This is a genomic window from Flavobacterium sp. ALJ2 (genome assembly GCF_015594725.1).
In the GTDB taxonomy this organism is placed as follows: Bacteria; Bacteroidota; Bacteroidia; order Flavobacteriales; family Flavobacteriaceae; genus Flavobacterium.
The window spans coordinates 376,335-388,177 of the sequence record NZ_JADNRC010000002.1 but is presented as its reverse complement, the minus strand read 5'-3'; the positions used below and the strand labels follow the sequence as shown (position 1 = coordinate 388,177).

The 11,843-nt window shown below is 31.5% G+C and carries 13 protein-coding genes; 1 reads left to right on the top strand and 12 read right to left on the bottom strand.

Annotation, left to right across the window (positions count from 1 at the left end):
• Nucleotides 1-29: 29 nt before the first annotated feature.
• The 4 genes from IUY40_RS04185 to gcvP form a co-directional block, all read right to left on the bottom strand.
• Nucleotides 30-878 carry a glycosyltransferase family 2 protein gene (locus tag IUY40_RS04185; RefSeq protein WP_195735610.1) on the bottom strand — a complete coding sequence of 283 codons (849 nt, stop codon included), beginning with the start codon at nt 876-878 and terminating at the stop codon, nt 30-32.
• A gap of 30 nt (nt 879-908) precedes the next feature.
• Complete coding sequence (locus tag IUY40_RS04180) at nt 909-1,430, bottom strand: methyltransferase (RefSeq protein WP_195735609.1); 522 nt, start codon at nt 1,428-1,430, stop codon at nt 909-911.
• 201 nt (nt 1,431-1,631) lie between these two features.
• Nucleotides 1,632-2,690 carry a ketoacyl-ACP synthase III gene (locus tag IUY40_RS04175; RefSeq protein ID WP_195735608.1) on the bottom strand — a complete coding sequence of 353 codons (1,059 nt, stop codon included), beginning with the start codon at nt 2,688-2,690 and terminating at the stop codon, nt 1,632-1,634.
• A gap of 831 nt (nt 2,691-3,521) precedes the next feature.
• The gene (gene gcvP, locus IUY40_RS04170; protein ID WP_195735607.1) at nt 3,522-6,371 is read right to left on the bottom strand and encodes an aminomethyl-transferring glycine dehydrogenase; all 2,850 of its coding nucleotides are present in this window, start codon (nt 6,369-6,371) and stop codon (nt 3,522-3,524) included.
• 135 nt (nt 6,372-6,506) lie between these two features.
• On the opposite strand from gcvP, the gene IUY40_RS04165 reads away from it, so the two are divergent.
• A complete protein-coding gene (locus IUY40_RS04165) occupies nt 6,507-7,322 on the top strand; it encodes a hypothetical protein (protein WP_195735606.1) in 816 nt (271 codons plus the stop codon).
• Nucleotides 7,323-7,385: 63 nt separating this feature from the next.
• Here IUY40_RS04165 and IUY40_RS04160 read toward each other — a convergent pair whose 3' ends face one another.
• The 8 genes from IUY40_RS04160 to IUY40_RS04125 all read right to left on the bottom strand — a co-directional run bounded on the left by IUY40_RS04160 (nt 7,386) and on the right by IUY40_RS04125 (nt 11,825).
• Nucleotides 7,386-7,784 (bottom strand): DUF1090 family protein, encoded by a 399-nt coding sequence (locus IUY40_RS04160; protein WP_195735605.1) that lies wholly within the window; start codon nt 7,782-7,784, stop codon nt 7,386-7,388.
• A gap of 219 nt (nt 7,785-8,003) precedes the next feature.
• Complete coding sequence (locus IUY40_RS04155) at nt 8,004-8,474, bottom strand: SRPBCC family protein (RefSeq protein ID WP_195735604.1); 471 nt, start codon at nt 8,472-8,474, stop codon at nt 8,004-8,006.
• 30 nt (nt 8,475-8,504) lie between these two features.
• Entirely contained in the window at nt 8,505-9,413 is a 909-nt protein-coding gene (locus IUY40_RS04150; RefSeq protein WP_195735603.1) for a TIGR01777 family oxidoreductase, read from the bottom strand.
• A gap of 63 nt (nt 9,414-9,476) precedes the next feature.
• Nucleotides 9,477-9,854, bottom strand: a complete 378-nt coding sequence (locus IUY40_RS04145) for a hypothetical protein (protein WP_195735602.1) — start codon at nt 9,852-9,854, stop codon at nt 9,477-9,479.
• Between the two features lie 13 nt (nt 9,855-9,867).
• Complete coding sequence (locus IUY40_RS04140) at nt 9,868-10,224, bottom strand: hypothetical protein (RefSeq protein ID WP_195735601.1); 357 nt, start codon at nt 10,222-10,224, stop codon at nt 9,868-9,870.
• Entirely contained in the window at nt 10,221-10,934 is a 714-nt protein-coding gene (locus IUY40_RS04135; protein WP_195735600.1) for a DUF2071 domain-containing protein, read from the bottom strand. The genes IUY40_RS04140 and IUY40_RS04135 overlap by 4 nt, the downstream gene beginning before the upstream one ends.
• Nucleotides 10,931-11,266: a hypothetical protein gene (locus tag IUY40_RS04130; RefSeq protein WP_195735599.1), complete on the bottom strand. Its 336-nt coding sequence runs from the start codon at nt 11,264-11,266 to the stop codon at nt 10,931-10,933. The genes IUY40_RS04135 and IUY40_RS04130 overlap by 4 nt, the downstream gene beginning before the upstream one ends.
• A 55-nt stretch (nt 11,267-11,321) precedes the next feature.
• The gene (locus IUY40_RS04125; RefSeq protein ID WP_195735598.1) at nt 11,322-11,825 is read right to left on the bottom strand and encodes a MarR family transcriptional regulator; all 504 of its coding nucleotides are present in this window, start codon (nt 11,823-11,825) and stop codon (nt 11,322-11,324) included.
• Nucleotides 11,826-11,843: the final 18 nt, after the last annotated feature.

The following is an 11,843-nucleotide window of genomic DNA, read 5'->3' as shown; positions in this document are numbered from 1 at the left end:
AGATTTTATAGTTTTTTTGATTGCTTGAACTAAAAAAGCTTTTCTTTCATTTTTTTCAAACGATAATTCCGAATGAATTTTGCTTGTGCATCGGTTACCAATAATGGTGTTTTTGCTCTTTTTGCTTTTAAGAATCCTTTAATATAATCAAAGAATAGAAATGGTTTTTTCTTCATCATTGCCAACTTTGCGGATGCAATTGCTGTGATCCAAAAACCATATCCTAAAGTATAAAAAGCTTCACCTTGTTTATAACGTGCAGTTTTGCTATAATTAGCACCAGTTGGTTTAAGGTGTTTTACATGTAAAGAAGAATCGGTGACTATTTTCCAATCGTAATATTTACAAAGTAATTCGTCTACAGTGTCCCAGCCCATTGACGGTTTTAGACCTCCAATTTGTTTAAAAGTTTCTTTTCGGTAGGCTTTTAGTGCGCCACGAATATGATCTTTGTCGGTTAGATTTTCTAATATCCAATCTCCATTTTTTTCTATATAGCAAAACCCTCCTGCCATTCCGATTTTTGGATCAGATTGAAAGTGTGCAATAATAGTTTCGAAATAGTTTGGAGGGAAAATTAAATCTCCATCTATTTTTACAATGATATCATAATCATCATCGAGTGTTTCAAATCCTTTATGAAATGCTTGGATTACTTTGCTTCCTGGCAAATGTATAGCACTCGAGGTTTTGTTAACCAATGATATATATGGGTTTTCTTTGGCATAATCTAGTACAATTTCTCCCGTTTTATCGGTCGAATTGTCATTGACTACAATAATTTTTTTGGGTAAAACAGTTTGCGAAATCAAAGATTGCAATGTTAAGCCAATTAATTCTTGTTCGTTATGTGCCGGTATGACAATATAATATTTCATATTTAATAAACTGAAAACTGATGCTTAAAACTATTTTCTCTCTGCGTAAACAATATAGTATCTATTTGTAAAGCTTCGCAATAAAGGACGTATTCCGAATTTTTTTACAGGATTAGTCCATTTTTGGCGGTCGATAATTTTCCAGCCTGTTTTTTCAAGAAGCCAGTCTAATTGCCAATCTTCAAATTCGTGATAATGCCTGTCCCACATATCTGTTTTACTACGATATGCTGGTGAGAACCATAAACGCATAGGAATCGAGATGAATAGTTTATCTGATTTTATTTCGTTTAAAATAGTGAATGGGTTTAGCAAATGTTCGAAGATTTCAAAAGCAGTAACCACATCTTGTTTTTCGGTAGTAAATACTGTTTGGTCGATATCTAAATCTTCTCCTGTAGTATTTTTTACTTTAAAACCTTCAGCTTTCATGATTTTTGAAAACGGATTTTCAACTCCTAAATCCAAAACGGTTTCGGATGTTGTGATGTGCTTTTTTAGAAATTCTAAAGTATGTTTGAATCGTTTATTCGGAAATGTTTTTTCGTACATAGTTATTGCGAGGAACGAAGCAATCTCTCGTCCTTAGTTTTAATTAGGCTGCGAAGGTACAAAATATCTTCTTTTTTTATTGTTTTTAGCTTAGATAGAAATGAAAAGTCCACATTTAAAATATTGTTTTTAAATGTGGACTTTATTAGTTTGCAGTTTTCAGTTCTAATTTTTAGTTAAATTGTAAACTGTTTTATATAATTAATGTCTGTATACAAAAGTATTAAGGTTCATTCCTGCTCCAACTGATGCAAATATAATAACATCCCCTTTGTTGATTTTGTGATTTTCTATTTTCCCTTGTAATAGTAGGTCGTAAAGAGTTGGTACTGTTGCTACACTGCTATTTCCTAAATCATGAATACTCATTGGCATGATGTTTTCAGGAGGAGTTTTGTCATATAGTTTGTAAAAACGATGGATTATAGCTTCATCCATTTTTTCATTTGCTTGGTGGATCAGTATTTTTTTGACATCATCAATTGCAATTCCACTCTTGTCTAAACAGGTTTTCATAGCTGCTGGAACCTGATTTAAAGCAAATTCATATATTTTTCGACCATACATTTTAATGTATTTGGTATCTGGGTCTAAATCTGGATTGTATGATTTTCCGAAGAATAAGTATCCAGCTTCATCATTTGCAAAAGTGGCACTTTCGTATGATAACAAACCTGTTTCATCATCAGAAGCTTCGATAACTGATGCGCCTGCTCCGTCTGAATAAATCATAGAATCTCTGTCATGAATGTCTACAACTCTCGAAAGCGTTTCGGATCCAATTACTAAGCAACGTTTTGCCATGCCTGATTTGATGAAAGCATTTGCTTGTAGCACTCCTTCAATCCATCCGGGACATCCAAAAAGAATATCGTATGCAACACATTTTGGGTTTTTAATACCTAATTTGTTTTTTACACGTGTTGCTAAACTCGGTAATATATCAGATTGTGTTGTTCCGTATTTTACATCGCCAAAATTATGTGCGAAAATGATATAATCAAGAGTTTCTGGATCAATTTTAGCATTTTCGATTGCTCTTTGTGCAGCAAAGTATGCTAAATCAGAAGATGTATATTGGTCTTCTGCATAACGCCTGTTTTCAATACCTGTTATTCCTTTGAACTTATTGATGACAACTTCATTTGGATAGCCAAAAGGAGATCCGTCTTCATTTAAAAATACATGTTCGTTAAAATCTGTATTGCTTATTTCTTTTTGTGGAATATAGCTTCCTATACCAGTTATTTTTATTTTCATCACACAGTTTTTCCTAATAATTTAGGCTAATTTATAAATAATATTATAATTACAACTATAATATTTACTATGCGTGCATATAATTATAGAATATTTTCTGTTTTGTGGGAATAATTAGTTATTTGTTAATTATTGATGTGAATTTTTGCATTTTTTATTGAGTAAATTGAGACTATTAAAAAATTTATTTTAAAAACATTTTATTAATTCGAAAAAAACATCTCGATTTATCGAGGTATTTGTAAGAATATGTTTTATTTTATAGGCTATTATTGTATGCCATTTTATTAATTAATTCTTTCAAGAACAGTTGCTTTTTTGTTGATTTCTTCATTGATAGTTTTTATAGTTTCTTCTTTGCTGATTTCTGCAAAAATCTTTTCCCCACCTTTTAATCTTAAAGCACTAAATTATAATTTATTATCGGTATCAACACTAATAGTATAAACTTCATATTCACGGGAATTAAGTAATTTAGTATTAAAGTTAACCTTAATATAAATCTGTCTTTGTTGCGATGTAATGATTTCTTTTGAATAGATAATTTCGGCATCTGAAATAGTTGAAATTATTTTCTGAGATTGATTGATGTTTCCATCTTCTTTATTGTTTGAGCAAATAATGGATAATAATGCTAAATATATGCATAATACTTATAAGGTTTTTTTATTCGAAGAGAGTGAGTTAAGTGATTTTGTATCTAAAGTAAGAAAAAAAGAGCTCTCAATTTGTTGAAGCATTATGGGTTATTAAAATATCATGGACTAAAAAAAATACCCCGATTTCGGAATTCCGGATCGGGGTAAATTATATAATTGTAAAACTTGTTTTTTATTCTTCCATGTATGCTTCAATAGGAGCACAGCTACAAACTAAGTTTCTATCTCCAAAAGCATCATCAGCTCTGCGTACAGTTGGCCAGAATTTGTTTTCAGCAATATAATCTAATGGGAAAGCGGCTTGTTCTCTTGTGTATGGGAAATCCCAAACATCGGTAGTTAGCATTGCTAATGTATGTGGAGAATTTTTTAAGACATTATTTTTATCTTCTAATGTAGAAGCTTCAATTTCTTTACGAATAGAAATCATAGCCTCACAAAAACGATCTAATTCTTCTAAGTTTTCACTTTCAGTAGGTTCAATCATTAAAGTTCCTGCAACTGGGAAAGAAACTGTTGGCGCGTGGAAACCATAATCCATTAAACGTTTTGCGATATCAGTAACTTCAATCCCTTTTTGTTTAAATGGACGACATTCTAAAATCATTTCGTGAGCTGCACGACCCATTTCTCCAGAATATAAAGTGTCATAATGACCGCTTAATTTTTCTTTAATATAGTTAGCATTTAAAATAGCATGTTGTGTGGCGCTTTTTAAACCTTCGGCTCCTAACATAGAAATGTATCCGTAAGAGATTAAACAAACTAATGCTGAACCCCAAGGAGCTGCAGAAATAGCAGTAATTGCATGATCTCCTCCAGTTGCAATAACTGGGTTTCCTGGTAAAAATGGTACTAATTGTGGAGCAACGCAAATTGGTCCAACTCCTGGTCCACCACCACCGTGAGGGATTGCAAATGTTTTGTGTAGGTTTAAGTGACAAACATCGGCTCCAATTGTAGCAGGATTTGTTAATCCTACTTGAGCATTCATATTTGCACCATCCATATAAACCTGACCTCCGTTATCATGGATTAATTGTGTGATTTCTTTAATAGCACTTTCATAAACTCCATGAGTAGAAGGATAAGTTACCATTAAACAAGAAAGGTTATCTTTATGTAAAATCGCTTTTTCACGTAAATTATCTACGTCGATGTTACCGTTCTCTAAAGTTTTTGTAACAATAACTTTCATTCCAGCCATTGCAGCCGAAGCAGGATTTGTTCCGTGTGCTGATGATGGAATTAAAGCAATATTTCTATGGTGATCTCCTTTTGATTGGTGATACGCACGAATAACCATAAGTCCTGCATATTCTCCTTGTGCACCTGAGTTAGGTTGTAAAGTTGTTCCAGCAAAACCTGTGATAACATTTAATTGTTGTTCTAGTTTTTTCAACATTTCCTGATATCCTTGTGCTTGATCAAGCGGAGCAAAAGGGTGAATGTTATTCCATTGCGGGCTGCTTAATGGTAACATTTCTGAAGCAGCATTTAGCTTCATCGTACAAGAACCTAGTGAAATCATTGAGTGATTTAAAGCTAAATCTTTGCGCTCTAACATTTTGATGTAACGCATCAAAGCTGTTTCTGAATGGTATTTATTGAAAACATCATGTTGCAAAAATGAGGATGTTCTTTTTAAATGTTCTGGAAAATGGTTTGTATTTGTTAAGTTATCAATTGTTGTAGCTTGTTGATTTGTAGCTGTAGCAAAAACAGAAATGATTTCGTTTACTTCGGCAACACTTACTGTTTCGTTTAATGAAATAGAAATTGTGTTTTCGTCGATATAGTAAAAGTTAATTTCGTTTTGTTCTGCAATTGTGCGTACTTTTTTAGCATCGGCTTTTACAACAATAGTATCAAAGAATGCAGTATTAGTTTGCTTTACACCTAATTTTTTTAATTCGTTTGCAAGAGTTGCAGTTGCTGCATGAACTTTGTCTGCAATGTATTGCAATCCTTTTGGTCCGTGATATACTGCATACATTCCTGCCATTACAGATAATAATACCTGTGCAGTACAAATGTTTGAAGTTGCTTTATCACGTTTTATATGTTGCTCACGTGTTTGTAATGCCATACGCAAAGCACGGTTTCCGTTAGTATCAATTGTTACTCCAATGATACGTCCTGGCATGCTTCGTTTGTATTCGTCTTTTGTTGCAAAATAAGCAGCGTGTGGGCCACCGTATCCTAACGGAATACCAAAACGTTGCGTAGTTCCTACAACAACAGCAGCTCCAATTTCTCCCGGAGGAGTTAATTTTGCTAAGCTTAAAATATCAGCAGCAACAGCAACTTTTATTTCGTTGTCTTTTGCTTTAGCGATAAATGCAGCATAATCATGAACTTGTCCGTGTTTTCCTGGATATTGAAGTATTGCTCCAAAATAAGCTGTTGAAAAATCGAATGTTTCGTGATTTCCTATAACTAATTCAACTCCGATTGGAGTTGCACGAGTTTGTAAAACGGATAATGTTTGTGGTAAAATTTCTTCAGAAACGAAAAATTTATTGATTTCACTTTTCTTTTGGTCTCTTGATCTTACATCAAATAAAAGTGCCATTGCTTCAGCAGCAGCAGTTGCTTCATCTAATAAAGATGCATTGGCAATCTCCATTCCAGTTAATTCTATAACTGTAGTTTGGAAATTGAGGATTGCCTCTAAACGACCTTGAGCAATTTCTGCTTGATAAGGCGTGTATGCTGTGTACCATCCTGGATTTTCAAAGACATTTCTTTGAATAACTGCAGGAACGATCGCTTGATTATATCCTAAACCAATATATGATTTGAAAACCTTGTTTTTATTTCCTAATTGGTGTATGTGATTTGAAAACTCATATTCCGTCATTGCAGGATCTAAGTTTAATGGTGCTTTTAAACGAATGTCATCTGGAAGCGTTTCGTAAACGAGTTGTTCAATAGATTCAACTCCAATTGTTTTCAACATTTGTTGATGGTCGGTTTCTCTTGGACCAATGTGTCTTAAAGCAAAAGCATCTGTTTTCATATAGTAGTAAAAGTGTTGTTTTTTTGTGGAGCAAAATTAAGTATTAATAATAATCTAATAGCTTTTTTTTGTATCAATTTTTGTGAAATTTACAACTAAAGGGTTGATTTCTTAATAATTGATTATTTTTGTTGTATGAAGGTAATTACGCAGGTATTTAATTTTTATATCATTAGTAGCATTCATGTAGCCTTATCATGCTATGCATTGGTGCGTTTAACATTCCATATGTTTGGTATTGAGTATGATGAATCAATGGCTTTATTTGTTTTTTTTGGAACAATTGTAGGATATAATTTTGTAAAATATGATGCATTGGTTCGTGTGAACAAACTAACAATTGGGAGGCAATTAAAAATTATTGCTATTTTTAGTTTTTGTTCTTTTTTATTGGTTGGTTACTATTTTTTTCAGTTGAAGCGAATAACTCAAGTAGTTTCAGCAGGAATCTTTGCGATTACGGCACTTTATACACTTCCTTTCTTTCCGAATAGAAAAAATGCTCGAAATTGGGCGGGAGTTAAAATATATATTGTGGCACTTTGTTGGGTTGGAGCTACTTTAGTCTTACCATTAATAAATGCCGAAATTGCTTTTACTTCTGATTTTTATTTAAAATGCATGCAACGTTTTATATTGGTTTTTGTGCTAATATTAATTTTTGAAATTATCGATCTTGCCAATGATGATCCTCATTTACAAACGGTTCCGCAACAAATAGGAGTGAAGCGAACCAAGATTTTGGGATTATTACTTTTATTGCCTTTCTACTTTTTTGAGTTTTTAAAATCTAGCTTGGATCAAAATCAATTATTGATTAATTTAATTATGATTCTTGGGTTATCTCTTTTTATTGTTTTTGCAAATGAAAAACGGTCTAAATATTACACTTCTTTTTGGGTTGAAAGTATTCCAATTTTTTGGTGGCTGATGGTTGTGTTTTATGGGTGAAATCTAGGTGTGAAAAAAAAACCGATGCCTTAACATCGGTTTTTGTATATGAGAAAGTAAATCCTACTTTGTTTTTTGAGCCGCAACAGCTTTGTCTAATTCTGCTTTTGCTTCTTCTAACTTCTTTCTTTTTTTATTTATTTTTTCTTTTCCTTCTTGATTTTTAATCGCTTTATTTAAATCATCATTTCTTTCCTTAACTTTTTGTTCTTTTTCTTTTACTTTTTTATCAAGGTCATAGTTTATTTTTTCTGGAGTACAGTTCTTTTTGGTTTGAGCGATGGCATTTTCAATTCCTCTGATTTTATATTGATTTCCATACTGTTTAGCATATTCTAATTTTGTGTTCAATTCACATATTTTTCTTTCACATCCTTTTAATTCGGTACAATTACTTTGTGCAAATCCAATAAAAGAAACAGTAAGAAATACTGCTGATAAAAATTTAGTTTTTAATGTCATAAAGTTTTTTTTTAAAATTAATGATTTTTAGTTTTAATTAGAAATCAGATTGTTTTTAGGGACAAGGTTTTTTAAGATTGAAAGGTTTGTCTTATCTAATGTTTTAGCATAAAGTATGCCATATTGATCTTTGTTAATGATTAAACTTTGAAAAAAAACATCAAGTTGATTGGTTTTTAAAGCTTTACTTGCGATACTTATTAAAGTATGATAGTTGTTTTAGTTATTTCTTTCAGATACTTCTTTTAGAATTTTGTTTCTTTCTAAAAGGAATAGAGTTAAATACTTCTTTAAAAATAAATAATCAAACAAACTTCCAAATATTCCAAATGGAGTTTCATATTGTAATTTATCAGTCATGATTGTTTGCCCGTTTTCTTCTTTAAAAAAATGCTCGTGTTTAAATGATTTAAATTTTCCTTGTTCCATTTCATCTACAAAATAGTTGCAAAAATCCATGGCTGTAATTCGGCTTTTATGAGTTAAATAAACTCCGAAGTGTTTACCACGCCAAGTTACCGTTCCGTTATAATTTATTAATCCAGTTGTTGTACCAGCAATTGCAACTTCTTTTGATTTGCTTGCAGATTGTTGATGAACATCAATATCTCTAGAATTATCAAAGACGATTTTATTTGGTGCATTTATTTTTGGTGCATTTATTTTTGTTGTAAGATGAATTGTTGTCATAATTAATAGGCGTTATCTTTGTTAAAGATTTTACTTCAATAAATTTTTGAAAGCATTCTCTACATTCTCATACTTAAATTTAAAACCATTTTCTAAAAGCTTTTTTGGAATCACGTTTCGGCTTTTTAAAACCAATTCGGGTTCTGTTCGAATAAAGTAAGCACCAATTTTAAGTAAAAATGTGTTTACTGGGATTCCCAAAGGAAAACCAACAGCTCTTTGAAGTTTCTTCATAAAGTCAGCATTACGAATCGGTTTTGGTGAAACAATATTAACAATCCCAATCATTTCTTTTTGGAGTATAAAATCTATTGCATTTGCAAAATCGTCTTCGTGAATCCAACTAATAAATTGATTTCCTTTTCCTTGTTTCCCTCCGAATCCAATTTTGGCTAAGGTTTTAAGCGGAATAAAAGCGCCTCCTTCCTTTCCTAAAACTATCGAAGTTCTTAGTGCGGTTTTTAATGTATTTGGAGTTTCTGTTTTAAAAAAGGCTTTTTCCCAAGAAAGAGCCACATTTATAGAAAAGTCATTTCCGATTTCACCGGTAGTTTCATCCATTTCTTTATCTAATGAAAATCGATAAATTGTTGCTGTTGATGAATTTAGCCAATGCCTAGGTGGAGTTACACAATTTAAAACAGCTTTGTTTAAAATTCGGGTACTTTCGATTCGAGATAATAGAATTTCTCTTTTGTTTTCTTTGCTATAGTGGCAATCTACAGATTTTCCTGCTAGATTAATTAAAATCGTTGCGCCTTCAAGCTCGCTTTCCCAACCAGAAAAAGTTTTTGCATTCCAGTTAACGTATTTTATTCTTTCAATAGTTTTTGATTTTCCTCGGGTTAGAATTATAATTTCTTCAAATTTATTTTTGAAATGATTGACTAATACTTGACCTAAAAACCCTGTTCCAGCTGCTATGATAAGCTTACTCATTTTGTGAAGTATTAAACCTAACAGGTTTTAAAACCTGTTAGGTTTAGTTATTAATTAACTTTTTTAAATTAATCTGTCTTCTAGCTGTGCTTCTCTAGCTTTTTTTTTCCCTCTAAAAAAGAAATACAAATTAAGGAATAACATCAATCCGAGGTAAATAGAAAAACTTCCTATTTTATAACTTAGAGCTTCAATTAAGATTTGATAGTTATTAATGTCTTCGCTTATTCTTAATATCATTAAGGCAAAGCCAAGATTAAGAAGATAAAACCCAGTTTCGAAAAGTTTGTTGGTTGCATCTGCAATTTCTTCCCTTCCTCTAAAGATGTCTAGCATATATATTTTTCCGTTTGCGAATAAAGTTTTAGAAACATAATATGTTAGGAAAAGTGCTATTGGTAAATAGATTAGATAACCGATTAAAATTTTTGTAGTTTCCATGATGTTTGATTTATTAGTTATTAATTAATTTCTGAATGTATTTAGTTATTATAATGATGTTTAAATAATGTAATCCTGAGATTATAAATATGATAATTGCTGTTTTGGTTGCTATAACTTCTATGAGTTGGTTGGTAGCTATTATTGTTTCCCACGAAATTAAAGTCATGGCACAATAACCAATATTTAATAGATAATACCCCAAAAGCAATATCTGGTTTATTCGAAGACATAAATCTTCATGATCGGGTATAAGTTCGGAAACGAATATATTGCCATTTTTATAACAGGCTTTTCCAACCCGAACAATAATGAAAATGGTAATTATTAAGTAAATGAAATACCCAATAATATTAAGATTTGCATTCATGACTTTATTTTTTTCTTGTTCTCGACAGTAATCTTAGATCCAACTGCTAAAAAAGCCGAAAGGGGTTTTGTTTGATTCAGGAAGGCAAAATCCTTTCCGTAATTATCTTCAAAATCGACAGCTATTTTATAATCGATTATTGCTAGTTGTTCCCATCTTGGGTGAGTTACTTCATACTCAAAAGTGGTATTCTTATCGTATTTTGTATATCCAAAATAATGTTCGGTAATAAATTCGGCTTCAGAGTTTAATTCTATTTCTTTTACTTCTTTTTCTGTTTGAAGCTCGATTGTATTCCACATGTTATGATTTTTCCATTGATAAACAAAAGCCTTCGAATTTTGTTTGTCGCTAACAGAATGTTTCATTTTGTTTGTTTGATAATGCTCATGATATAATGTGTTTGCAATAAAAGTAATGGCAGTTTTCGGAACTATTTCTTTTATAAACACAACGCCGCGTTTCCATCCTCCATTTTCTAATCGCTTTACATAAAAGCGAAGGTTTACTTCTTCAAAGTCAATATGAAAAGGGATTTTGACACCTAATACTTTTGTATTCTCGAACATAAAACCTACAAGACTCACATGACATTTGTTATTCCATGTGTCTATTTCAGTTCCTAGAGGAACATATTTTTCTAATATTTTAGGATCAATTTTGTAATTAAATAAAGCTAAATTTTTCCACTCGGCAGTTAAAAAGCTCATTGGTAAGTTTTTTTATAGATTATTACTGAAAGATAAATGGCAAGAAGTATCGGGATTAATACAAGCCCGTATTTTAGTATCGGTATATATTCGATTTTTGGGAATGTAATACATGTTGTAAAATATAGAATCACACTTGTAATATAGATTTGAAGATTTTTGTCATGGGGTTCATCGATTATCATTTTTATAGCAATAATAACTTGAAATAAACCTGTTAAGATTGTTGCAAGGATGCCTAAAATCGGGAATACTTCATGGATAATCCCTGCGATACCCAGTACAACTGGTAAACCGACAAAAAAGAAATTTAAATAGTTTATAGCCTTCATAGTTATTCATTGTTTTAAACTTTCAGAAAAAAATGAAAGTTTTTATTAAATTTTTTTATTTCATTATCTTTATAACCAAACGTCCTAGCCAGTTTTCTTTGAATTCGGTCATTTTATCCAGCATATTATCTGCTTTTAGTACAAAATCATATAACTTGATCGTTTGCTCAACAAAGTGTTTTTCTTCAGCCGAATCTTTAGAATCAATCGAAGAAACTTCTTTTAGGATTTTTAGTGCTGGTTTAATTTCGCGTTTGCTTCTTTCTCTAGCAATTTTTACTGCAAGCTCATCTAAATCCTTTTCGGCGGTAAAGAATTCTCTTCTTTCTCCCGATTTGTATTCTTTGTAAACAATTCCCCAATCTATTAAAGCTCTTAAATTCATGCTGGCATTACCGCGGGAAATTTGCAATTCTTCCATTACATCTTCCATAGAAACAGGTTCGTTAGAAATCATTAATAAAGCATGGATTTGTGCCATAGTTTTATTAATTCCCCATTGTGAACCTAATGCTCCCCATGTTTGAACAAATTTATTTTTTGCTTCTTTGAATTCCATAGTTCAAATGTAAGTAAA

Bases quoted from the DNA above. Each gene is read 5' to 3' on its own strand.
- IUY40_RS04185 (WP_195735610.1), bottom strand. From the start codon at position 878: ATGAAATATTATATTGTCATACCGGCACATAACGAACAAGAATTAATT.
- IUY40_RS04180 (WP_195735609.1), bottom strand. From the start codon at position 1,430: ATGTACGAAAAAACATTTCCGAATAAACGATTCAAACATACTTTAGAA.
- IUY40_RS04175 (WP_195735608.1), bottom strand. From the start codon at position 2,690: ATGAAAATAAAAATAACTGGTATAGGAAGCTATATTCCACAAAAAGAA.
- gcvP (WP_195735607.1), bottom strand. From the start codon at position 6,371: ATGAAAACAGATGCTTTTGCTTTAAGACACATTGGTCCAAGAGAAACC.
- IUY40_RS04165 (WP_195735606.1), top strand. From the start codon at position 6,507: ATGAAGGTAATTACGCAGGTATTTAATTTTTATATCATTAGTAGCATT.
- IUY40_RS04160 (WP_195735605.1), bottom strand. From the start codon at position 7,784: ATGACATTAAAAACTAAATTTTTATCAGCAGTATTTCTTACTGTTTCT.
- IUY40_RS04155 (WP_195735604.1), bottom strand. From the start codon at position 8,474: ATGACAACAATTCATCTTACAACAAAAATAAATGCACCAAAAATAAAT.
- IUY40_RS04150 (WP_195735603.1), bottom strand. From the start codon at position 9,413: ATGAGTAAGCTTATCATAGCAGCTGGAACAGGGTTTTTAGGTCAAGTA.
- IUY40_RS04145 (WP_195735602.1), bottom strand. From the start codon at position 9,854: ATGGAAACTACAAAAATTTTAATCGGTTATCTAATCTATTTACCAATA.
- IUY40_RS04140 (WP_195735601.1), bottom strand. From the start codon at position 10,224: ATGAATGCAAATCTTAATATTATTGGGTATTTCATTTACTTAATAATT.
- IUY40_RS04135 (WP_195735600.1), bottom strand. From the start codon at position 10,934: ATGAGCTTTTTAACTGCCGAGTGGAAAAATTTAGCTTTATTTAATTAC.
- IUY40_RS04130 (WP_195735599.1), bottom strand. From the start codon at position 11,266: ATGAAGGCTATAAACTATTTAAATTTCTTTTTTGTCGGTTTACCAGTT.
- IUY40_RS04125 (WP_195735598.1), bottom strand. From the start codon at position 11,825: ATGGAATTCAAAGAAGCAAAAAATAAATTTGTTCAAACATGGGGAGCA.